20 protein-coding genes are annotated in these 23,989 nt (G+C 45.4%); 12 read left to right on the forward strand and 8 right to left on the reverse strand.

The genetic code is table 11. The features are described 5' to 3' along the window. Positions 1–13 precede the first annotated feature (13 nt). The 4 genes from HLM86_RS04065 to nadC form a co-directional block, all read right to left on the reverse strand. Positions 14–1,249, reverse strand: coding sequence for a type II secretion system F family protein (locus HLM86_RS04065; RefSeq protein ID WP_076586121.1), 1,236 nt, complete (start codon positions 1,247–1,249; stop codon positions 14–16). 7 nt (positions 1,250–1,256) lie between these two features. Further along, a complete protein-coding gene (pilB, locus tag HLM86_RS04070; RefSeq protein ID WP_170882270.1) occupies positions 1,257–2,939 on the reverse strand; it encodes a type IV-A pilus assembly ATPase PilB in 1,683 nt (560 codons plus the stop codon). 5 nt (positions 2,940–2,944) lie between these two features. After that, positions 2,945–3,379: a pilin gene (locus tag HLM86_RS04075; RefSeq protein ID WP_076586125.1), complete on the reverse strand. Its 435-nt coding sequence runs from the start codon at positions 3,377–3,379 to the stop codon at positions 2,945–2,947. Positions 3,380–3,591: 212 nt separating this feature from the next. After that, positions 3,592–4,479 carry a carboxylating nicotinate-nucleotide diphosphorylase gene (gene nadC, locus HLM86_RS04080; RefSeq protein ID WP_076586127.1) on the reverse strand — a complete coding sequence of 296 codons (888 nt, stop codon included), beginning with the start codon at positions 4,477–4,479 and terminating at the stop codon, positions 3,592–3,594. 130 nt (positions 4,480–4,609) lie between these two features. Between nadC and ampD the strand changes: the two genes are divergently transcribed. After that, positions 4,610–5,155 (forward strand): 1,6-anhydro-N-acetylmuramyl-L-alanine amidase AmpD, encoded by a 546-nt coding sequence (gene ampD, locus HLM86_RS04085; protein WP_076586765.1) that lies wholly within the window; start codon positions 4,610–4,612, stop codon positions 5,153–5,155. Between the two features lie 99 nt (positions 5,156–5,254). Here ampD and fldB read toward each other — a convergent pair whose 3' ends face one another. Then, a complete protein-coding gene (gene fldB / locus HLM86_RS04090) occupies positions 5,255–5,776 on the reverse strand; it encodes a flavodoxin FldB (protein ID WP_170882271.1) in 522 nt (173 codons plus the stop codon). 164 nt (positions 5,777–5,940) lie between these two features. Here fldB and xerD point away from each other — a divergent pair, with 164 nt between their 5' ends. The 7 genes from xerD to lpdA all read left to right on the forward strand — a co-directional run bounded on the left by xerD (position 5,941) and on the right by lpdA (position 16,892). Continuing rightward, positions 5,941–6,837 (forward strand): site-specific tyrosine recombinase XerD, encoded by an 897-nt coding sequence (gene xerD, locus HLM86_RS04095; protein ID WP_390225857.1) that lies wholly within the window; start codon positions 5,941–5,943, stop codon positions 6,835–6,837. A gap of 36 nt (positions 6,838–6,873) precedes the next feature. Next, on the forward strand, positions 6,874–7,626 hold the full coding sequence (locus HLM86_RS04100; protein ID WP_170882273.1) for a thioredoxin fold domain-containing protein: 753 nt from the start codon (positions 6,874–6,876) through the stop codon (positions 7,624–7,626). Positions 7,627–7,764: 138 nt separating this feature from the next. After that, positions 7,765–9,501, forward strand: coding sequence for a single-stranded-DNA-specific exonuclease RecJ (recJ, locus tag HLM86_RS04105; RefSeq protein WP_170882274.1), 1,737 nt, complete (start codon positions 7,765–7,767; stop codon positions 9,499–9,501). 332 nt (positions 9,502–9,833) lie between these two features. Next, positions 9,834–10,601 carry a pyruvate dehydrogenase complex transcriptional repressor PdhR gene (pdhR, locus tag HLM86_RS04110; protein WP_170882275.1) on the forward strand — a complete coding sequence of 256 codons (768 nt, stop codon included), beginning with the start codon at positions 9,834–9,836 and terminating at the stop codon, positions 10,599–10,601. A gap of 48 nt (positions 10,602–10,649) precedes the next feature. Beyond that, the gene (gene aceE / locus HLM86_RS04115; protein ID WP_076586138.1) at positions 10,650–13,313 is read left to right on the forward strand and encodes a pyruvate dehydrogenase (acetyl-transferring), homodimeric type; all 2,664 of its coding nucleotides are present in this window, start codon (positions 10,650–10,652) and stop codon (positions 13,311–13,313) included. 12 nt (positions 13,314–13,325) lie between these two features. Beyond that, complete coding sequence (gene aceF / locus HLM86_RS04120) at positions 13,326–15,200, forward strand: pyruvate dehydrogenase complex dihydrolipoyllysine-residue acetyltransferase (RefSeq protein WP_170882276.1); 1,875 nt, start codon at positions 13,326–13,328, stop codon at positions 15,198–15,200. A gap of 261 nt (positions 15,201–15,461) precedes the next feature. Then, complete coding sequence (lpdA, locus tag HLM86_RS04125; RefSeq protein ID WP_076586142.1) at positions 15,462–16,892, forward strand: dihydrolipoyl dehydrogenase; 1,431 nt, start codon at positions 15,462–15,464, stop codon at positions 16,890–16,892. A 115-nt stretch (positions 16,893–17,007) separates the two neighbouring features. On the opposite strand, the gene HLM86_RS04130 is transcribed toward lpdA, so the two are convergent. Further along, positions 17,008–17,619 (reverse strand): LuxR/HapR/OpaR family quorum-sensing transcriptional regulator, encoded by a 612-nt coding sequence (locus HLM86_RS04130; protein ID WP_076586144.1) that lies wholly within the window; start codon positions 17,617–17,619, stop codon positions 17,008–17,010. 294 nt (positions 17,620–17,913) lie between these two features. Between HLM86_RS04130 and hpt the strand changes: the two genes are divergently transcribed. Beyond that, positions 17,914–18,444 carry a hypoxanthine phosphoribosyltransferase gene (gene hpt / locus HLM86_RS04135; protein ID WP_076586146.1) on the forward strand — a complete coding sequence of 177 codons (531 nt, stop codon included), beginning with the start codon at positions 17,914–17,916 and terminating at the stop codon, positions 18,442–18,444. Between the two features lie 53 nt (positions 18,445–18,497). On the opposite strand, the gene can is transcribed toward hpt, so the two are convergent. Next, positions 18,498–19,157, reverse strand: coding sequence for a carbonate dehydratase (can, locus tag HLM86_RS04140; RefSeq protein ID WP_170882277.1), 660 nt, complete (start codon positions 19,155–19,157; stop codon positions 18,498–18,500). 342 nt (positions 19,158–19,499) lie between these two features. Here can and HLM86_RS04145 point away from each other — a divergent pair, with 342 nt between their 5' ends. The 3 genes from HLM86_RS04145 (at position 19,500) to HLM86_RS04155 (ending at position 23,027) form a co-directional block, all read left to right on the forward strand. Beyond that, positions 19,500–21,170 (forward strand): SulP family inorganic anion transporter, encoded by a 1,671-nt coding sequence (locus tag HLM86_RS04145; RefSeq protein ID WP_143678118.1) that lies wholly within the window; start codon positions 19,500–19,502, stop codon positions 21,168–21,170. 169 nt (positions 21,171–21,339) lie between these two features. After that, positions 21,340–22,257: an ABC transporter ATP-binding protein gene (locus tag HLM86_RS04150; RefSeq protein ID WP_076586150.1), complete on the forward strand. Its 918-nt coding sequence runs from the start codon at positions 21,340–21,342 to the stop codon at positions 22,255–22,257. Beyond that, a complete protein-coding gene (locus HLM86_RS04155; protein ID WP_076586152.1) occupies positions 22,257–23,027 on the forward strand; it encodes an ABC transporter permease in 771 nt (256 codons plus the stop codon). Before HLM86_RS04150 ends, HLM86_RS04155 begins: the two co-directional genes overlap by 1 nt. 66 nt (positions 23,028–23,093) lie before the next feature. Here HLM86_RS04155 and panC read toward each other — a convergent pair whose 3' ends face one another. Then, positions 23,094–23,987, reverse strand: a complete 894-nt coding sequence (gene panC, locus HLM86_RS04160) for a pantoate--beta-alanine ligase (protein ID WP_170882278.1) — start codon at positions 23,985–23,987, stop codon at positions 23,094–23,096. Positions 23,988–23,989: the final 2 nt, after the last annotated feature.

The raw sequence follows: 23,989 nt of genomic DNA on the forward strand, positions 1-23,989 counted from the left end.
TTAGAGGGATATACTATCCCATTATGCTCATTAAGTTAAAGATAGGCAGATACATGGCAAGGACCAAGATACCGATCAGTCCCCCGAGTAAAACAACAAGTAAAGGTTCGAGTATTTTTATCAGGTAATCGACAGAAATGTCGACCTCTTCCTCATAGGTGTCAGCAAGGTGATTCAGCAAAGTATCCAATTGACCTGATTCCTCTCCTATCATGATCATTTGCGTCATGAGTGGGGGGAAGGCTTTGTCATGGCGCATTGCGGTTGAAATTGGGCTGCCTTCGTTGACCTTTTGAAGCAGGTGAGCAAAGGCTGATTGATAATATGGGTGGTCGGCGGTTTTGGCCGCAATAGTGAGACATGAAATGACAGGAATGCCAGCCCTCACACATGTTGATAGGGTGCGACTGTACCTTGCGAGGGTCGTTTTCACTATCAAACCTCCAACAACAGGTAGCCTCGTGACAAGCTCGCTTGTCCGTATTGCAAAGTTCTTTGACGAGTGTCTGGCAATTGTGAGGGTCGATGATAAGAACACAGCACCGATCAACAGAGAAATGTGATGCGTTTGGGCCAAAGATGAAAGATAAAGGACCCCTTGTGTCAATGGCGGTAGTTGAGCGTCGTAGCTATTCAGCATTATTTCAAACTCAGGTATGACGTGGCTCAGTATCACGTAAATCACAAACACTGCAGTCAGGATCACGACTGCTGGGTAGAGGGACACTCGGATTAGTGTTGACTTTAGGCGTGCGATTTTTTCCCGGCTTTCCGCAATGCGGCACAAACTTTCACCAAGATTGCCGGTTTGTTCACCAGCTTGGACCAACGCGATATATAAAGAATCAAATTTTGGGCTGATGGCGCTGAGAGCCACCGAAGTGGGTAAACCTGATTGGACTCTTTGACTGAGTAAAAACAATATTGATCTCATCTCAGCTTTATGTGTTCTTTCTGCAATCAGCTGTAAGGACGCAATTATCGGAATTCCAGAGGAAAGCATAGTCCCCCATTGCCTAGTGAACTGGTTGATGTCTTTGGGGGTCATTCTTTGTGTAATGCGGGAGTAAAGTCGGGCTGGATGTTGACGTAACCGTGTTATTCTAATGTTGCGACGATTAAGCTGAGCGGTCACCTCGGATTCGTGCATGGCTAAGTCGCTTCCGACCATTCTTTTTCCATGGCAATTAATACCTGCCCATCGATACTGATGGAGTTTTGGGAGCGGGTTTTGAAAGAAAGTTTTCATGATTCGGTCATGTCAGTAGGACGCGTTGCAGTTCTGCATAGCTGATGATGCCTTGAGACAGTTTTTCTATTCCTGATTGTTCTAACGTTTGCATTCCTTGTTCAATTGCGGCGCTCTCTAATTGCTGAATGTTGGCATCTTCAAGGATAAGATGAGTGATTTCTGGGGTGATCTTAATGACTTCATAGAGTCCCACTCGACCAAGGTAGCCATTATTGCAATGGTGACATCCTTGTGGATAAGCTTCAAAGTGCTCTGTCAAAGCAGGGCCCGAGACCGACGTTTGTATTGAAACGGGGAGGGTGCTCAGACGCTTACACAGTGGGCACAGGCGCCTGGCGAGCCGTTGAGCAACCACTAAGTTGAGAGAGCTGGCAAGGTTGAAGGCTTCGACGCCCATGTTCTTTAATCGAATAATACTTTCGACGGCGGTATTGGTGTGCAGAGTTGAAAGGACCAAGTGACCTGTCTGAGCGGCTTTGGTTGCAATATCTGCGGTCTCTCCATCGCGAATTTCTCCGACCATGATCACATCGGGATCTTGACGCAAAAAAGACCTCAGTGCTTGTGCAAAACTGAACCCTATTTGCGGTTGTATCTGAGCTTGATTCACGCCATGGAGGTTAATTTCGATTGGGTCTTCAGCAGTAATGATATTGATATTAGAGTTGTTGATTGTGTCCAGCCCACTATAGAGGGATAGCGTTTTTCCGCTGCCAGTTGGTCCTGTAATGAGAATCAAACCCTGAGGTTTGCGCAGGGCTTCTTGATAGAGCTCGCTTTGGATTTTGTTGAGGCCGAGACTGTTTAAATCTAAGCCAATGTTCTGGTTATCTAGCAGTCGTAACACGACTTTTTCTCCCCAGAGCGTTGGCATCGTTGAGACTCTCATGTCGATGGCGTTATTTTCACCGAGTGATATTTTCATTCGTCCATCTTGCGGGAGTCGACGTTCGGTTATGTTGAGTTTTGAGAGCACCTTGAGCCTAGCCACGAGACGTTGGCCCAAGTGATACGGTGGGTTGTTCACTTCAATTAACAAGCCATCACAGCGAAATCTGACACGAAATGATGCCTCATATGGCTCAAAGTGGACATCGGATGCTTGCTTCGCGACCGCATGAAAAAGAACTTGTCGAATATAACGGCTGATTGGGGCCTGCTCCTCGCTCAATATTTCTCCTGTTAAGGTTTCTTCCGTCGAAAGCTCGACTAGCTGCGCCAGTTCTTCCTCATTGATGTCTTTTCCCTGGTAAGAAAAACCGCGGTCAACGCCATACAACTGACGTATCGCTGCCATTAAACTCACAATATCGACAATGACCCGTGTGATCTTTACTCCTGTTGCGAAGCGGAACTCCTCTTCGACGGTTAAGTCTGAAGGATCCGCCACGGCGAGTGTCAACATGTTTTCGGTTTTTTGCAAAGGTAATGCGACCCAATAGTGGACCATATCGCCAAGGCCGAGAGTGTTACAACAGGCCTCATAATCAAATTGATCCAATTGAACTAAGGATAAACCGAACAGTTTGGATAGCTGATCCGCCAGCGAGTGGGAGGTAAACAGCCCCATTTCAATGATGGCTATGGGAGCGTTGATCCCTTGAGTTTGAATGCTGGTGTTCAGAGAGGCTTCTTGGTCTGAGTTGATCACATTGGCGCGGCATAAAATCGAGGGAAGCTCACTCATGTTTCTTACCTCGGGCACCAGTCTTGAGCGCTTTTGCCGCTGCAATTGATTCCCCACGTAATCGTATGTGATGAAACTATGGGGGTCAGCATGACTTTTGCCTTAGAGGGCAGGGCGCCTTTGGCCCCATTGGCGGTCGCCGTAATCACGTTGGCGGCGCCACTGACTTGTGCTGAGATTGAAAAATGATCAAAGTGTTGCTGAGGTGGCACCCCGTTCATCCCTGAAACACACTGGCTTGCTATTGTATGATTGGCTAGGCAGATCACGAGCGCTGTTTTCATCGCAGAGGCTGCGGTGAGCATATTACTGGCATGAGCGCGCTTAGTGTAACTCTGATAGGCCGGTATAGAAAACGTTGAAAGAATGCCAATAATTGCCACGACAATCATCAATTCAATCAGACTGAATCCACGCAAGGTAAACCGGGTTACGTTCATTATTTCCTCTTACACCAGAAAGACGGTGCAAGCGAGAATACGATAAGTCGTGTGAGGTAACGATGATTGTGATAATGGCTTGCGATAAGCTATAGGGAAACTGAGCGCTACTCATCACTGGTATTTCAGCGTTATTCGATGTAAGGCAAATTTCCACGCCAATATGGTAAAAAAGAGGCGTTGCCTCTTTTTTTTCGAAGGTAGTGAAAGTATTACTTAAAACGCATGGAAAGGTCCATCGCTCGTACATGTTTGGTGAGGGCGCCAACCGAAATGTAATCAACCCCAGTTTGTGCATACTCGCGCAAGGTTTCTAAAGTCACATTACCTGAATTTTCTAATGCGGCTCGGCCCGCATTTATTTTGACTGCCTCACGCATCATATCGGTGGTGAAGTTGTCAAGCATAATGATGTCAGCCCCTGCTTCAATGGCTTCTGTCATTTCTTCAAGGCTTTCAGTTTCTACTTCGACGGGTTTTCCGGGATGGCGTTCTTTTGCTGTTTTAATCGTTTGGGTAATCCCACCGTTGGCGATAATGTGGTTCTCTTTGATCAGGTAGGCGTCAAAAACGCCAATACGATGATTATAGCCACCGCCGCATGCGACGGCGTATTTAAGGGCGCTACGCAGCCCCGGAATCGTTTTTCGCGTGTCGAGAAGCCTGCAATCTGTACCATCAAGTTGGCGGGCATACTCTGCTGTTATGGTCGCACACCCAGATAGGGTCTGAATAAAATTCATGGCACTGCGTTCACCTGTCAGCAGTGCGCGAGATGGGCCGGATAATGTACAAAGGGTTTGGTTTGGCTCAACGCTATCGCCATCTTTTACGTGCCACTCCATGGTGACTTGGCCACCGAGTTGTTTAAACACCTCTTCCGCCCAAGCCTTTCCGCAGAAAACCCCTTGTTCTCGAGTGATGATTGTTGCCTCGTTGTGCGTTTCTTCAGGAATTAAATTTGCGGTAATGTCAGCATTGGGGTCTAGGGTTCCGCCTAAATCCTCTCTGATGGTATCACCAACAGAGCGGCTAATTTCAAGGGGTAATTGCTGCTGCAAATATTCAAGACGTTGTTGGCTATTGTGGGAGTTTTTCATCGCAAATTTAATACGCAGTTGGAAAAGGGTTGAGAATAATACGATGACTGAGGGCGAAATTCAGCCATTAATCTCGCATTTCGTTGGTAAAAGTATAAAATTAGGGGCGAAGCAATGCGGGGGGATGGCAATGATCGATGAAACTGGCTGGTATCAAGGTGCAAGGCATGTCCCTTCTCCCTTTTATGATCAAAGAAGTGATGCGTTAGATATCTCCCTTTTGGTGATCCATAACATCAGTCTTCCACCTGGTCAGTTTGGTGGCCCATATATTGAACAATTCTTTACTGGCAAGTTAGAACCCAGTGAGCATCCTTTTTTTGAGGTTATTCATCAGATGGGTGTTTCAGCACACTGTCTTATCCGCCGAAATGGTGAAGTCATTCAGTTTGTCCCTTTTAGTGCGAGAGCTTGGCACGCAGGCCAGTCGAGCTTTGCAGGTCGAGAACAATGTAACGATTATTCAATAGGGGTTGAGCTTGAAGGCAGCGACTTTGTGGCTTATACCGAACAACAATATCAGGCACTTTCAACGCTGAGTGTGGAGATCATGCGCAAGTATCCTAAGGTGACGATTCCCCGAATCACTGGACATCAATATATTGCCCCACTGCGCAAAACCGATCCCGGACTTGTTTTTGAATGGCAGCGTTTCAAGCGAAGTGTCAGCCAGTGAACCGTTCTATAAATGATTTGGCCTGATGAGGGCTGAAAGCGCATGTGTTCATGTCGAATATGCTGCTCAGGAGAAGGGTGGACAAATCCCCCCTTCTGCTTAAAGGGTTTCCTGATATTCGATGAGAATTTGTTCAATCCAAGTCTCGATACGTTGATCACTGAGTTCGTATTGTGAATCTTCATCGAGCGCGAGGCCGACAAAATGGCGACGGTCGTTGATGAGGGCTTTCGACGCTTCAAACTCGTAACTTGTGTCATTTGGCCAGTAGCCAATGATGCGCGCTGCGGTGTTTTTCAGTTCATCATGCAGCATACCCATCGCATCCAGATACCATTCGCCATAGCCTTCTTGATCGCCTAAACCAAATAAAGCGACAACTTTACCACTCAGTGATATACCATTGATTTGGTCCCAAATTTCGTTCCAGTCTTCTTGAATTTCGCCGAAGTCCCAAGTTGAGATACCCAAAATTAGAAAATCATAATTGGCCATTTCTGATAAGGGCGTGTCTTTCACATTGTGCAGGTTGACCATCTCTTCGCCAATCATCGCACGCATTTTCTCAGCGACCATTTCGGTATAACAGGTCGTAGAGCCGTAGAACAAGCCAATTTTCATCACGTTCATTTTCACTAATAAAAAATCAATAGCGAATTCTACCCACAAAATGGCGAGGTTTGCAGCGAATATCCAAGCCAAAGTGCAATTTTTATGGCTTTCTGGTCGCTCGGCCCTTACATTGGGCGCATATTAGAAATTTGAGGTTCACTGTGGCGGACATTATATCTTCTGATCAAGAGGTGGTTGAACGGTTTTTGGATGCGATGTGGCTAGAGCGTGGCTTGTCAGAAAATACGGTCATGTCTTACCGAAATGATCTTTCTAAGTTACTCGAGTGGATGGCTGACAAGAACTATCGGCTGGCTTTTGTTAGCTTGTCTGGGCTGCAAGATTATCAGAGTTGGTTACTGGACAAAGATTACAAACAGACCTCTCGAGCGAGAATGCTCTCGGCAATACGTCGCTTATTTCAGTTCTTGCATCGTGAAAAATTACGTTCTGATGACCCCAGCGCTTTGTTGGTCAGTCCCAAGCTACCTAAACGTTTACCTAAAGACCTTAGTGAAGAACAAGTCGAGGCCTTACTTCAAGCACCTGATCCTAGTGATTCAATAGAGCTGCGTGACAAGGCAATGCTCGAATTGTTGTATGCGACAGGACTGCGAGTGACGGAACTCGTGAGTCTGACGATGGAAAACATCAGTTTGCGTCAAGGTGTGGTGCGCGTGACCGGTAAGGGCGGAAAAGAACGTTTAGTGCCAATGGGAGAGAATGCGGTTGAATGGATTGAAACTTTTCTTAATGAAGGCAGGTCTGACTTGTTAGGGGAAGTGACCTCTGATGTGGTCTTCCCAAGTAAACGGGCAAGACAGATGACCAGACAAACGTTCTGGCATCGTATCAAGCATTATGCGATTCTCGCGGGCATTGATACGCAGCTTTTGTCCCCCCATGTGCTGCGCCATGCTTTTGCCACTCATTTGCTCAATTATGGCGCAGACTTGCGAGTGGTTCAGATGCTACTCGGACACAGTGATTTATCGACGACACAAATTTATACTCACGTCGCCACTGAAAGATTAAAGCAGTTGCACAGTGAGCATCATCCAAGGGCATAAGGGAATATTCCTTATCAACAAAGTAAGGTGAATGAAATGCGCGTACTACGCCGAATAACTCTTCTGACGTTACCATTTTTAGTGGCAGCTCAGGCTGTTTCAGCAGCAGAGATAAAATTTGACAAAGCACAACTTGAAGAGCGCTTTTCAAAGTTGGGACTCGAAATAAAAAAGGTGGCCCCTGCCGACATTGATGGACTCATTGAAGTCCAAACAAGCGGCGGTATTATTTTTGCGTCGCCAACGGGCGAGTACTTTTTAGCGGGCACGCTGTATAAATTTGATGGTCAGGGTCAGTATGAAGATGTGTTAGCGAAACGACAGGCTCCGATCAATGCGAAAAAAATTGAATCGTTTAAAGACAGTACGATTGAATTTAAAGCGAAAGACGAAAAATACGTGGTGACCGTATTTACTGATATTACCTGTGGATACTGTGTGCGATTACATAATCAAATGCAGGACTATAATGATATTGGAATCACGGTTCGTTATATGGCTTACCCTCGACAGGGCGCAACAGGCTCTGTTGCTGACCAAATGGCGGCGATCTGGGGGGCGAAAGATCCGAAGTCTGCCATGCACGATGGTAAAGTGAATCGTCAATTCCCTGAGAAGAACAAAAATTTTGCGCAGTATCAGGATATTATCAAGCAACAGTATGATCTTGGTCGTGAACTCGGCATTAACGGTACCCCCGCGATATTCTTGCCAAATGGAGAAATGGTCGGTGGTTACCTCCCACCTAAGCAACTGATTCAGCGCCTTGAACAAACGAAAAAATCGTAGTGCTTTGTTCAGCATCACTCTTATTAGGAAGTGATGAACCAAGGGTAAGCTTACTTCTCTGTTTATTGGACGTAGGCTTACCACTCCGTAGATCGAAGCTTTGTAATTCACCTCCCAAATAAGACTCCATCTAACGCTATGATAGAAATTCAACGCCGACCTGATGTCGACCTGAGTCTGCTTAGTGCAGACATTCCTCCGTTACTTAAGCGACTTTATATTTCTCGTGGAGTACGCCATGCTCAACAGCTAGACACGAGCGCGAAAGCTTTGCACTCCTACCAAGCGTTGCACGGGATTGATATGGCGGTCAGTCTTTTATTTGACGGGATCCGCCACCAGAAACGTATCGTCGTTGTTGGTGATTTTGATGCAGATGGTGCGACCAGTTCGGCATTGTCTGTTTTAGCACTGCGAATGTTAGGGTCGACCAATGTTGATTATCTGGTCCCTAACCGTTTTGAAGATGGCTACGGATTAAGCCCAGAGGTGGTTGATCAAGCCATAGAAATGGGCGTTGAATTGATTATGACGGTCGACAACGGGGTGTCTTCCAACGATGGCGTTCGTTACGCGAAAGAGCAAGGGTTGACGGTTGTTGTCACGGACCATCACCTTCCAGGGCACGCTTTGCCAAATGCCGACGCTATGGTCAACCCAAACTTACAGGAATGTGCCTTTCCATCCAAAGCGCTTGCTGGTGTTGGTGTTGCGTTTTATCTCATGATGGCGCTGTGTGTTGAAATGCGAAAACAAGGTTGGTTTGCTCAGCGTGATAGGACAGAACCTAAGTTAATGGAACTGATTGATCTGGTGGCGTTGGGCACGGTGGCGGACGTGGTTCCGTTAGATGACAACAATCGAATATTGGTGCATCAGGGGCTTCAGCGTATTCGTGCGGGAAAAGCGCGTCCAGGTATTCAAGCGTTAATTGAAGTGGCAAAACGAGATGCGCGACGCTTAGTTGCTGCTGACTTTGGGTTTGCATTGGGGCCTCGTATCAATGCGGCAGGGCGTCTGGATGATATGTCATTTGGTGTAGAATTGCTGATGACAAATAATATTCATGCCGCTCGACGTATGGCCAGTGAACTGGATGCGCTTAATCAAACGCGCAAAGAAATAGAGCAAGGAATGAAACAAGAGGCGCTGGCTTTTTGTGAACGTTTACAGTTTGGTGAGCAAGATATGCCCTCAGGTTTGGTTTTGTTCCAGCGCGATTGGCATCAAGGGGTTATTGGCATTCTTGCTTCCCGTATCAAAGATAAATTTCACCGTCCGGTGATTGCCTTTGCAGACGGTGGAGAGGGGAGTATTAAAGGATCGTGCCGATCGATTGCGGGTCTGCATATGCGCGATGCTTTGGATCGCATTGATACCCAGCACCCAGGATTGATCGCTAAGTTTGGTGGCCATGCGATGGCGGCAGGCTTAACGATCTTGGAAAAAGATTTTGAACGGTTCTCTGAGTTGTTTGATCAAGTGGTTAAACAAGAATTGGATGACGCAGCATTAAAGGGCGTTATATTATCGGATGGTGAATTGTTGCCGGAAGAATTTTCCATGCATACCGCCGAAATTCTGCGTGCTGGAGGACCTTGGGGGCAAGCATTTCCTGAACCGATCTTTGATGGTGAATTTAAAGTATTGCATCAGAAATTAGTCGGAGAAAATCATCTAAAGTTAATGTTAGAGCCGCTCCATCAGACTCATCCAACGAATATTATGCTCGATGGTATTGCGTTCAATGTCGATCTACGTCGTTGGCCAGATGCCTCGATTAAAACCGTGCGTCTGGCTTACAAACTTGATATTAATGAATTTAGAGGGAATCAATCGTTGCAGCTGATGATTGAGCATATTGAAGCAAATTAGACCGAGCAATTCCACAGTAACAGCAATGAGTGTTTTCAACACGGGAGGCACTCACTTTTGCATTCCACTGATTTTCTTATTCTTACTTCTCAAGCCACTCGCAAGACTTTGACCAATCTCAGCCTCTTTCTTTCAATATGACCTCTTTGCAATTGGTCGGACCAATATTTTTGCTGTTTTAATCAGCTATTGTTATCAAAGTGTTGATGCACTATGTGTTCTATGATTTGGGTCAACTTTTGTCTGGAACTTGCGTTTTAATTATGTTAATTTTATGGCCAACTTGAAATTGGTAATACCAATTGACTGCAAAGAGTAGAAGAATAACAACTATGGCTTATCAAAGGATTCGTCAGCCAAAACTTTCTGATGTCATTGAACAAGAGTTAGAAAGGCTGATAGTGGAAGGAACATTGTCTCCGGGGCAACAATTGCCACCTGAGCGTGAACTGGCCAAACAGTTTGATGTCTCCCGACCTTCAATCCGAGAAGCGATTCAGCGATTGGAAGCTAAGCGGCTTCTTACTCGTCGTCAGGGCGGCGGTACATTTGTAAGCGAGAGTCTTTGGACGAATTTTTCTGATCCTTTGCTCAACCTTCTATCAAGCCATTCAGAAACACAGTTGGATTTGCTGGAAACGCGTCATGCGATGGAAGGTATTTCTGCCTATTTTGCAGCAGTTCGTGGTACCGAAGAAGATTTTGCCTGTATTCAGGCTTGCCTGAAAAACATTAGTGAAGAACAAACGAAGAAAAACGTTGAAGCAGAAGCGGCGGCAGTCATGCAGTTTCTTATTGCTTTAACCGAAGCTGCGCATAATGTTGTGTTGCTTCACATTGTTCGGAGTTTGGCCCCTCTACTCGAGCAAAATGTCCTACAGAATCTTAAGCTCTTACATCGCCGCGAAGAAGTGGTCGAGAAAGTAAGTAAACACCGAGCTAATATTGTGGATGCGATAGTCTCTGGTCTTCCAGAAAAGGCGCGCGAGATGTCACATTCTCACTTAGCTTATATTGAAGAAACATTGTTGGATTTGAGCCGGGAAGAATCTCGCAGAGAGCGCTCTTTACGTCGAATACAACAGGGTAACGACTCGTAATAGCGTTACTTAAATATATAGATCCAACCAACAGAAGGATAGATCGCCATGTCTGATATGAAGCATGACGTAGACGCACTGGAAACTCAAGATTGGCTAAAAGCTCTTGAATCCGTTGTTCGTGAAGAAGGTGTAGAACGTGCCCAGTTTCTACTAGAAACCGTTCTAGAAAAAGCACGTTTAGATGGTGTTGATATGCCTACGGGGATCAACACTAACTACATTAACACTATTCCAGCCGCGCAAGAGCCAGCATACCCGGGCGACACCACGCTTGAACGTCGTATTCGTTCAATCATTCGCTGGAACGCAATCATGATTGTGTTGCGTGCTTCTAAGAAAGACCTAGACCTAGGTGGTCATATGGCTTCTTATCAGTCTGCAGCGTCTTTCTACGAAGTATGTTTCAACCATTTCTTCCGTGCTCCAAATGACACGGACGGTGGCGATCTGGTTTACTACCAAGGTCATATTTCTCCAGGTATTTACTCGCGCGCATTTGTTGAAGGCCGTCTGACTGAGGAGCAGTTAGATAACTTCCGTCAAGAAGTCGACGGGAAAGGTATACCATCATACCCACACCCTAAACTCATGCCTGAGTTCTGGCAGTTCCCAACCGTCTCTATGGGCTTAGGTCCTATTTCTGCTATCTACCAAGCGCGCTTCCTCAAGTATCTTGAAGGACGTGGTCTGAAAGATACTTCAGCGCAACGTGTATATGCGTTCCTCGGTGACGGTGAGATGGATGAACCAGAATCACGCGGTTCTCTTTCGTTCGCTGCACGTGAAAAGTTAGACAACCTGTGTTTTCTTATCAACTGTAACCTACAGCGCTTAGATGGCCCTGTTATGGGTAACGGTAGCATCATCCAAGAACTAGAAGGCCTATTCAAAGGCGCTGGTTGGAATGTTGTTAAAGTTATTTGGGGCAGCAACTGGGATTCCCTACTGGCTAAAGACACGTCAGGTAAGCTGCTTCAGCTAATGAATGAAACGGTAGACGGTGATTACCAAACCTTTAAGTCTAAAGATGGTGCGTACGTACGTGAACACTTCTTTGGAAAATACCCAGAAACAGCAGCACTTGTTGCTGATATGACGGATGATGAAATCTTCGCTCTGAAGCGTGGTGGTCATGAGTCATCTAAGTTGTTTGCCGCATACAAAAATGCTGCGGATACAAAAGGTCGTCCAACCGTTATTCTAGCGAAGACGGTTAAAGGCTACGGCATGGGTGAAGCGGCTGAAGGTAAAAACATCGCACACCAAGTTAAAAAAATGGATATGACTCACGTATTGCACCTACGTGATCGTTTAGGGCTTCAAGACATCCTCACGGATGACGCAGTACAAGCGCTACCGTATCTGAAACTAGAAGAAGGCTCAGCGGAATACGAATACCTTCATGCTCGTCGTCAAGCACTGAAAGGTTACACGCCACAGCGTTTACCTAATTTCACTCAAGAGCTTCAAGTTCCTGAACTTGAAGAATTTGCGCCACTCCTTAGTGAGCAAAAGCGTGAAATCTCGACAACAATGGCCTATGTCCGTACGCTAAACATTCTGTTAAAGAATAAAGGCATTGGCAAAAACGTTGTGCCTATTATCTGTGATGAAGCACGTACGTTTGGTATGGAAGGCTTGTTCCGTCAAATCGGTATCTATAACCCGCACGGTCAAGAATACACACCGGAAGACAAAGGCATTGTTTCTTACTATAAAGAAGCGACGTCTGGTCAAGTACTCCAAGAAGGTATCAATGAACTAGGGTCTATGGCGTCTTGGGTTGCAGCGGCGACGTCATACAGCACGAACGATCTTCCTATGATTCCGTTCTACATCTATTACTCGATGTTCGGTTTCCAGCGCGTTGGTGATATGGCGTGGATGGCTGGCGATCAGCAAGCTCGTGGTTTCCTACTCGGTGCAACAGCAGGACGTACAACCCTTAATGGTGAAGGTCTGCAGCACGAAGATGGTCACTCTCACGTGCTAGCGAATACGATTCCTAATTGTATCTCTTACGATCCTACATTTGCTTATGAAGTTGCGGTGATTATGCAAGATGGTATCCGTCGCATGTACGGTACGGATCAAGAGAATGTATTTTATTACCTTACAGTGATGAATGAAAACTATGCAATGCCAGCAATGCCAGAAGGCGCTGAAGAAGGCATTCGTAAGGGTATCTATAAGCTTGAATCTTACACGGGTGATAAATCCAAAGTTCAATTATTGAGCTCTGGCACTATCATGAACGAAGTGCGTAAAGCGGCGACGATCCTGAGCGAAGAATACGGCGTAGCATCAGATGTATTCTCGGTGACTTCGTTCAATGAACTGACTCGAGACGGTCAGGATGCGGAGCGTTACAACATGCTTCACCCAGAAGCAGAAGCGAAAGTGCCATACATCACTACGGTATTGGGTAATGAGCCTACCATCGCAGCGACTGACTACATGAAGAATTATGCAGAACAAGTCCGTGCGTTCATGCCAGCGGAATCATATAAAGTCCTTGGGACTGATGGCTTCGGTCGTTCTGATAGCCGTGAAAACCTACGTCGCCACTTCGAAGTTAATGCGGGCTATGTGGTTGTTGCAGCACTAACTGAATTGGCGAAACGTGGTGAAGTTGAGAAATCTGTAGTGGCTGAAGCTATTGCTAAATTCGACATCGACACTGAAAAAACTAACCCGCAATACGCATAAGGTAGATAGACAATGGCAATCGAAATTAATGTACCTGACATTGGTGCTGATGAGGTTGAAGTAACTGAGATTCTTGTAAACGTTGGCGACAAGGTTGAAGAAGAGCAGTCACTGATCACTGTTGAAGGCGACAAAGCTTCAATGGAAGTTCCTGCGTCTCAAGCGGGTATCGTTAAAGAAATCAAAGTAGCAGAAGGCGATTCTGTTTCTACTGGTTCTCTTATCATGATCTTCGAAGCAGAAGGTGCAGCAGCATCGGCTGCTCCAGCAGTTGAATCGGCGGCGCCAGTTGCAGCTGCTCCTGCAGCGGCGGCCGAGCTTAAAGAAGTTCACGTTCCAGATATCGGCGGTGACGAAGTTGAAGTCACTGAAATCATGGTTGCTATCGGTGATGCCGTAGAAGAAGAACAATCTCTTCTTACGGTTGAAGGCGACAAAGCTTCAATGGAAGTGCCTGCACCATTCTCTGGTGTTGTTAAAGAAATCAAGATCGCTTCTGGTGATTCAGTCTCTACTGGCTCTCTAGTCATGGTATTTGAAGTCGCTGGCTCTGGCGCTCCAGTAGCCGCAGCTTCTGCTCCAGCAGCGGCACCAGTTGCAGCGGCTCCAGCAGCTGAGAAAGAAGTGAACGTTCCTGATATCGGTGGTGACGAAGTCGAAGTGACTGAAATCATGGTAGCGGTTGGCGATACAGTAGAAGAAGAGCAATCTCTAATTACTGTGGAAGGCGACAAAGCTTCAATGGAAGTGCCTGCCCCATTCGCGGGTACAGTAAAAGAAATCAAGATTGCCGCTGGCGATAAAGTGTCAACGGGTTCTTCAATCATGACGTTCGTTGTTGAAGGTGCAGCGCCTGATCCTGTTGCAGCCCCTGCACAAGCAGCAGCTCCAGCGGCGGCACCTGCTCCTAAAGCCGAAGCGCCAGCAGCAACGGGCGACTTCCAAGAGAACGGTGACTACGCGCACGCCTCTCCAGTGGTTCGTCGTCTTGCTCGTGAATTTGGCGTTAACCTTTCTAAGGTTAAAGGTACTGGTCGTAAGAGCCGTATCCTTAAAGAAGACGTTCAGTCTTACGTTAAAGATGCACTTAAGCGTCTTGAATCTGGTGCTGTGGCATCTGGTAAAGGCGGCGACGGTTCAGCTCTTGGTCTACTGCCATGGCCAAAAGTTGACTTTAGCAAGTTCGGCGAAACTGAAGTTCAGAAGCTTTCTAAGATTAAGAAGATCTCTGGCGCTAACCTGCACCGTAACTGGGTAATGATCCCTCACGTTACCCAGTGGGACAACGCAGACATCACTGAGCTAGAAGCATTCCGTAAAGAACAGAACGCAATCGAAGCGAAGAAAGACACCGGAATGAAGATCACACCACTTGTGTTCATCATGAAAGCGGTTGCTAAAGCGCTAGAAGCATTCCCAGCGTTTAACTCTTCTCTTTCTGAAGATGGCGAAAGCATCATTCTTAAGAAGTACGTAAACGTGGGTATCGCGGTTGATACACCAAACGGCCTTGTTGTTCCTGTCTTCAAAGACGTGAACAAAAAAGGCATTTACGAGCTATCTGAAGAGCTAATGGTTGTGTCTAAGAAAGCACGCTCTGGCAAGCTGACAGCGGCAGACATGCAAGGCGGTTGTTTCACCATCTCTAGCCTTGGCGGAATTGGTGGTACAGCATTTACACCAATCGTGAATGCGCCAGAAGTTGGTATCCTAGGTGTTTCTAAGTCTGAAATGAAGCCTGTATGGAACGGTAAAGAATTTGAACCGCGTCTCCAACTTCCACTGTCTCTATCATACGACCACCGTGTGATTGATGGTGCTGAAGGTGCGCGCTTTATTACCTTCCTAAATAGTGCACTATCTGATATTCGTCGTCTGGTTCTATAAACGACACTCTGATACAGAGGCGGCTATCGTCGCCTCTGTTAATAATGATTACCGGATAATTTGGTTGTAGGCCTTAGGATAACTAAGGTTTTCCCAATCGAACTGTCGTCTAGCTCACAGGCTAAATGGAATTGCTTTTCACACCTTTAACATCTCTGTAGACTGTTGTCGGTCTGAAAATAATGTTTAATACCAACCAAGCTTAAACAAAGCATCTATACCCACTCAGCCTGTTAGGGATAATGACTACAAGAGGTCAAAATGAGCAAAGAAATTAAAGCCCAAGTTGTTGTACTTGGTTCTGGTCCTGCTGGTTACTCCGCTGCATTCCGTTGTGCAGACTTAGGTCTTGAAACTGTACTTATCGAGCGCTACAGCACTCTTGGCGGCGTATGCTTAAACGTGGGATGTATTCCCTCTAAAGCACTCCTTCATGTCTCTAAAGTGATTGAAGAAGCGAAAGCAATGGCCGACCACGGTGTTGTTTTCGGTGAACCACAAACAGACATCAATAAAATCCGTATTTGGAAAGACAAAGTTGTCAATCAACTGACTGGTGGCCTTAGCGGTATGGCTAAGATGCGTGATGTGACAACCGTAAGCGGTTACGGAAAATTCACTGGACCTAATTCGATTTTAGTCGAAGGCGAAGGTGAGTCGACGGTCGTGAACTTTGACAACGCGATTGTTGCGGCAGGTTCTCGTCCGATTAAACTGCCATTTATTCCGCATGAAGACCCACGTATTTGGGACTCTACTGATGCACTAGAACTCAAAGAAGTACCGGGTAAGCTGCTTATTATGGGCGGTGGTATTATCGGTCTAGAAATGGGTACTGTGTACCAATCTTTGGGCTCTAAAGTCGACGTAGTGGAAATGTTCGACCAAGTAATTCCAGCTGCGGATAAAGACATTGTAAAAGTCTATACCAAGCGTGTGAAAGACAAATTCAACTTGATGCTAGAAACGAAAGTGACGGCAGTTGAAGCCAAAGAAGATGGCATTTACGTTTCAATGGAAGGCAAGAAAGCGCCAGCAGAAGCTGAACGTTATGACGCCGTGCTTGTTGCGATTGGCCGTGTACCAAACGGTTTATTGATGGATGCAGAAAAAGCGGGTCTAGAAGTTGATGAGCGTGGTTTTATCAATGTTGATAAACAGATGCGTACCAACATCCCTCATATTTTTGCTATCGGCGACATTGTTGGTCAACCAATGCTTGCGCATAAAGGTGTTCATGAAGGTCACGTGGCGGCTGAAGTTATCGCAGGCAAGAAGCATTACTTCGACCCGAAAGTGATCCCTTCAATTGCCTATACTGAGCCAGAAGTTGCATGGGTTGGTAAGACAGAAAAAGAAGCAAAAGCGGAAGGCATCAAATATGAAGTTGCGACGTTCCCTTGGGCAGCATCAGGCCGTGCTATTGCATCTGATTGTGCAGATGGTTTGACTAAGCTCATCTTTGATAAAGAGACTCATCGTGTTATTGGCGGTGCTATTGTCGGTACTAATGGTGGTGAGCTGCTGGGTGAAATCGGCCTCGCTATCGAAATGGGCTGTGATGCAGAAGATATTGCATTGACTATCCATGCTCACCCGACTTTGCATGAGTCAGTTGGTCTGGCTGCAGAAGTATTTGAGGGTTCAATCACTGATCTCCCAAACAAAAAAGCAGTTAAGAAGAAAAAGTAATGTTTCTTGATCGTTAGTATAAAAAGCCGCTGATAACTCAGCGGTTTTTTTTCACCCAAAATTGAATAAAAAAAGCCAAGCATGTCGTGCTCGGCTTTTGTATCAGCGAATTAAGTTAGTCTTGTTTGTAGATGCAAAGCATATCTAAGTAGCTTTGTGTCAAACGGCTGACTGACTCGTCGTCTTGTGTACGGTTTGCCTGTACAAATAATGAGTAACAGATTCCATGGAATAATGTTGCAAGATCTGCAGCATCATGAACATCACACACTTCACCACGCTCGATGGCTTTAACAAACATATTTTGTACAAGAAGTTGATTGGTGCGATTGGTCGTGACAAACAATGGCCACACTTCATCCCGTGTTGATGCACTCCACTCGAACCAGACTTTAAGCCAATGGCAATCATTGACGACTAAGTCAACCATAGCGGATGTCAGGTTACGTAGATTTTCCTTAGCGTGAATATCCAAATCTATATTGTCAGACAGGAAGTTTGAGAATTGGCGCACGACGTAATTTAATACGTCGTCGACCAAGTCTTCACGCGTAGGAAAGTAATTAAAAACGGTTGCAACCGAAACCTGCGCGATTTCGGCGATATCAGCATGACCCCCACGTCCGATCCCGCGACGCGCAAAAACTTCTAGAGCAATTTCCATAAGTTGTTGCTTACGCTTTTGTGGGGAAAGACGCGTACGTGGTCTTTTAGCTATTGAGTCCATAATTAATATTTCCTTGCCAATTGAGTTGTTTTTGTGGGCTGAGCCCTTTTTGTATTTTATTATTGCTTTCGCAGTAATGAGTGTAATGGTGCATATTAATTAGGTCAACGATTTCAGTTTATTTAATAATCATTTTTATTAATACCGTGCTGATGATCATACGATTGCATATATTTATTGCAGGCTTTAATCAAGCAAACGTTTCACCTACCGCGATGCGATGCTAAACTACTTGCTCAAAAATTATCTGGCTGTCGATGAGCGAGCTAACGTGAATAGAGAAATGAGATTGGTATGAAGCATACAATTGAGGTTTTGATTTCTGAACAAGAGGTTCAGAAACGTGTGGACGAGTTGGGCAAACAAATAACTGCCCACTATCAAGGAAGTGAAGACTTGGTACTCGTTGGTCTTTTGCGTGGTTCATTTGTTTTTATGGCCGATTTAGCAAGAAGTATCGATCTGACTCACCAAGTCGATTTTATGACGGCATCAAGCTATGGAAATACCATGGAAAGCTCACGTGACGTTCGTATCCTTAAAGATCTTGATGATGATGTAAAAGGTAAAGATGTTCTTATAATTGAAGATATCATTGATACTGGTAATACTTTGAACAAGATTAAAGACATCTTGACATTACGTGAGCCTAAATCCATTGCCATTTGTACTTTATTGGACAAACCTTCTCGTCGTGAAGTTGACGTGCCTGTCGATTGGATTGGTTTTTCTATCCCTGATGAATTCGTTGTTGGGGTGGGTATCGACTTTGCACAGAAATATCGTCATTTACCTTATATAGGCAAGGTGGTTCCTCAGGAATAAGGGGTTAACTTACCAACAATGAATAAGACCCGTAATGACGGGTCTTATTGTATTTATCCTATTACTGGTGAAGACAGTATCTTGTTGAGCGCACTTTTGTGACTCGCTTCGAGCGTTTCTCGGCTCGAACCACGGACCCCCAAATCTTGCAATTTGCCATTGCCAATACCATAAACAAACCCATGAATCTCAATCTCTTGTCCTCGCTCCCATGCACCTTGCAAAATGGTAGAGTGCCCAAGGTTATAAACTTGTTCTGCCACGTTGATCTCACACAGTTTATTTCCCCACTGCTCTTGAGGAAGGGATTCTATTTGAGTCTGATATTTAAGGTAGTTGTCGCGAATATGAAGCAGCCAATTGTTAATCAAGCCAAGCTGAGGGTTATCAATTGCAGCATTGACACCGCCACATCCGTAGTGGCCACAGACAATAATGTGCTTTACTTTGAGGACATCGACAGCGTATTGCACTACAGAAAGACAGTTTAGATCAGTATGAATGACCTGATTGGCCACGTTTCGATGGACAAATAATTCGCCTGAGTACAAGCCCGTCAAACGTTCTGCGGGGACTCTGCTATCCGAACAACCAATCCAAAGAAAACCAGGGCTCTGGCCTTTCTCAAGTTGTTCAAAGTATTCTGGCTGTTGTGCTTTGATGGATTCAGACCACGTTGAATTGTTTTCAAATAGCTGTTTAATTTCCGGCATCTTACAATTAATCCTTAACAAGTCTTAAACCACTATACACAATGTAACAATTTTGGTCTTGTCAAAAGTTTGCAAATAAGCACTCATCTGACGTCTTTAGGGCTAAAAAGTACAAAGTTAGTAGCGAAATAAGGGAAAAGTTTCCAATTGGCTATTTCGAAATAAAAAATGGATTTATTTTTTGCTCCCGTATTTGATAAACTATCAATATCGATGATTTCGCAGATGATCGCGTCAATATTGTCTTGTTTTTACTACAAAGTTTGTGGTTTTTAATTGTTGTGTTTTTAATTATTAATTAAATTGAATTAGACCCGTCGGTCAATGAAATGGAGCTGAGTTTTGGTTGGAAGTCGTTTTGAAGAGATGAGCCTCAAAGGAGATGTCTTTGGCGGGGTAACTACCGCGATTATTTCACTGCCGCTTGCTTTGGCTTTTGGTGTGGCATCAGGCGCGGGAGCGGAGGCCGGCCTGTGGGGCGCGATTATGGTCGGATTTTTTGCGTCTCTATTTGGTGGCTCAAACTCGTTGATCTCTGAGCCTACCGGACCGATGACGGTCATCATGACGGCAGTCCTAACTAGTATGGTGGCTAAATACCCAGACGCTGGAATGGCAATGACATTTACTGTCGTGATGATGGCGGGCGCATTTCAGATTTTGCTTGGGACTTTAAAGCTCGGTAAATATGTGACTTTGATGCCCTACAGTGTGATTTCGGGTTTTATGTCTGGAATCGGCGTAATCCTGATTATTTTACAGTTTGCTCCCATGCTGGGCCAACCTGCGCCAGCAGGAGGTGTCATCGGTACACTGTCGCATTTTCCTGATATTCTTGAAAATATGAAACTTAGTGAGTTGTTTTTAGGCGGATTGACGTTAGCTTTACTGTTTTTCTTTCCCACAAAATATCGTCGATATGTCCCTGCTCAACTGGTCGCTTTGATTGCCGTGACACTATTGTCGGTGCTTATTTTTGATACGAATGATATTCGCCGCATTGGTGAAATCCCAGCAGGTTTACCCTCTCTGGTTGTGCCTCAATTCAATGCAGATATGTTGACCACCATGGTTATCGATGCTCTAGTACTTGGCACACTGGGTTGTATTGACACCTTATTGACCGCGGTGATAGGCGATTCGTTAACTCGTAAAGAGCATGACTCAGACAAAGAGCTACGCGGACAAGGGCTGGCGAATATGATTGCGGGCTTGTTTGGCGCATTACCTGGCGCAGGAGCCACTATGGGAACTGTCACCAATATCCAAGTTGGCGCACGTTCTCCGTTGTCTGGCGTTATTCGAGCTTTAATTCTGGCTTTAGTTGTGATGGTAGCGAGTGGTTTAACCGAGCCTATCCCTATGGCGGTTTTGGCAGGTATTGCCATTTATGTCGGGTTTAATATTCTGGACTGGAGCTTTATCCAACGGGCGCATAAAGTTAGCTTTCCCGGTATGGCGATCATGTATGGAGTCATGTTGCTGACGGTCTTTGTGGACTTAATTGTTGCGGTGGGGCTAGGCGTATTTATTTCCAATATCATCATTATTGAAAGGCTCAGTAGGGAGCAGGCTCGTCAGGTGAAGGCGATCAGTGATGCCGATGAAAATGATGTCCCTTTAACTGACAGTGAACGTCAGCTACTCGATAAAGCGGAGGGTAAAGTGCTGTTCTTTTATCTTTCAGGCCCGATGATTTTCAGTGTTTCTAAAGCGATATCCCGTCAACACAGAAGTATTTCCGACTATGAAGTGATGATTCTTGATCTGACGGATGTCCCTATGATTGACGTCACAGTAGGGCTTGCACTTGAGAATGCGATTAAGGATGCACTTGAAGCGTGTTGCCAAGTTTACTTGTTGTGTCCAAACCAAACGACACGACAGCAACTTGAAAAGTTTCATGTGATTGATTTGGTTCCTGACGATAATACGTATAGATTCCGTTATGAGGCACTCAGGGCGGCGATCAAATATGTAGAAAATGATGAGCATCAACAACAGGCTATCTAAGGGTTACCTCAGTACATGAGAGTGTGAAATCTATATTTCCACAAATTTCGAATTATTGGATTGTTTTCATCGTCAGTCAACGATAGACTGGATGATAGCCGTGGTTTCTGTCAGTGTTTGATGGTTTGACCACCTCCTCAAACCTCAACAAAAGTGAAACCCTGAAATTATGTATGCATTGGAAATTGAACAGCTTCGCAAAACCTACGCAGGAGGACTTGAGGCGCTTAAAGGCGTAAGCCTCAACGTCAAGGAAGGTGACTTTTACGCTTTACTCGGCCCAAATGGTGCGGGTAAATCCACAACAATTGGCGTCATCTCTTCTTTGGTCAATAAAAGTTCAGGTAAGGTCAAGATTTTTGGTCATGATATTGATCAGGAACTAGAACTGGCAAAGCAGAACCTTGGCTTAGTCCCGCAAGAATTTAATTTCAATCCTTTTGAAACAGTTGAACAAATTGTACTGCAACAAGCGGGTTACTACGGTGTCCCGCGTCCTCTTGCCAAAGAACGAGCGCAAAAGTACCTCACTAAGCTTGAATTGTGGGACAAACGTAATGAGCGAGCACGAAATTTATCGGGAGGCATGAAGCGTCGCCTCATGATCGCACGAGCATTGGTCCATGAACCTAAGCTATTAATTTTGGATGAACCGACGGCTGGTGTCGATATTGAGTTACGCCGGTCAATGTGGGCGTTTTTACAACAAATTAATCGTGAAGGTATTACCATCATTTTAACCACACACTATCTTGAAGAAGCCGAAATGCTGTGTCGTAACATCGGTATCATCAGCAAGGGTGAGTTGATTGAAAACACGACGATGAAAGCGTTGCTGAATAAACTGCATGTCGAAACGTTTGTTCTTGATTTAGAAGAAGGAGTGGTGGTGCCAACTTTGAGTGGGGTCACGAGTCAGAGCGTTGAAAATGGGTCACTGGTTATAGAGATAGAAAAGAATCAGGGACTCAATTCGGTCTTCGGCCAATTGACTGATCATGGGGTGACAGTATGGTCAATGCGTAACAAAGCGAATCGTCTTGAAGAGCTGTTTGTGCATATTGTTCAAGAAAAAGGAGCATTCTAATGTACCACCTTTACTGGACGGCTTTTTGTAGCTTAGTGAGCAAAGAAATTAATCGGTTTACTCGCATTTGGGTGCAAACTTTGGTACCTCCTGCGATTACGATGACACTGTACTTCATTATTTTTGGTCGCCTCATCGGTTCCAGAATCGGTGAAATGAATGGCTTTAGTTACATGGAATATATTGTGCCGGGATTGATTATGATGTCGGTCATTACCAACTCTTACTCAAACGTAGCATCCTCGTTTTTTAGTGCAAAATTTCAAAAGAACATTGAAGAACTTCTTGTTGCCCCTGTGCCCAATTACGTCATCATTTTTGGTTTTGTGATGGGAGGCGTGGTTCGTGGACTACTTGTTGGTGCTATTGTCACGTGTGTTTCCCTATTTTTCGTTGATTTAAACATTGACCATTGGGGGATCATTATTGCAACGGTATTTTTGACCTCGGTGGTCTTCTCATTAGGTGGTTTGATCAATGCGGTATTTGCCAAGACCTTTGATGATATCTCAATCATTCCGACTTTTGTGCTGACGCCTCTAACGTATTTAGGCGGGGTATTTTATTCCATCAACTTATTGCCTGAAGTATGGCAAAGTGTCTCTAAAGTAAACCCAATCATTTACATGGTTAATGCCTTCCGTTACGGATTTCTCGGCGTGTCTGATGTGGGAATCGTGACGTCATTTTCTGTACTGGGTGTTTTTGTCGTGGCGTTATACGCTGTCGCACATTATTTGGTGACAAAGGGGATTGGTCTGAGGTCTTGAGCCTTGTTGGAGTGGCTTGAAAGGGTAGAGGTTTCTCAACCTCTACCCATCAATGATGACTGTTTGTTACTCGATATTATCTGCTGTGTGTTCGTCTTCTTTAACATCAACAATTAAATCTACAATCTGGTTGTCGATTAATCGCGCTTTGCCCAAGAAGGCAGACATGAGAATGACGGCCTTAGCGGAATCGGGATTCACGGGCTGAAGAGTGTGTGCATCGCGAATAAAAAGCTCATCAGGCTGAAGGCCCGCAGCACGAAGCTGATCACTGGCATCTTCAATCACGGAACTGTAGTCGTCTCTGCCACCTCTGATCGCGCTGCTTATCCAACGCATGGTACGGGCTAAAACGGGCGCGCGCTGACGCTCATCAATAGTCAGAAGGTTATTGCGTGAACTCATCGCTAGGCCATCCATTTCGCGGACAGTAGGCACCGCAATAATCTCAGTGTTTAAGGCTAAATCTTCGGTCATTTTTCGAATAACGGCTAACTGCTGATAATCTTTTTCACCGAAACAGGCGATATCTGGTTGCGTCAGATTGAATAGTTTCGTCACTATGGTGGCGACACCACGAAAATGCCCTGGTCGAGAAGCTCCCTCAAGGATATTGGACAAGCCAGGAACGTCCACAGACGTCTGCTTTTCAAGGCCTTGTGGGTACATGATATCTGCAGTAGGGATAAATAGCGCGTCGACATCTTCGCTGTTGAGTTTGGCGATATCTTCTTCGAGAGTTCGCGGGTAATTATTGAGATCGTCCACACGTTCAAATTGCATTGGGTTAACAAAAATGCTGACGACAACTATATCTGCGTGCTCACGAGCTTTGCGTACTAAGGCCAAGTGCCCGTCATGGAGATTACCCATAGTCGGTACTAATGCGACGCTGCGGCCGTCGCGCTTATACTGTTTAATTTGCTCGCGCAGTGCGGCAACGTCAGTAACAGAATACATGG

Origin of the sequence: Vibrio ostreicida (genome assembly GCF_013074385.2) — a bacterium.
Taxonomy (GTDB): Bacteria; Pseudomonadota; Gammaproteobacteria; order Enterobacterales; family Vibrionaceae; genus Vibrio; species Vibrio ostreicida.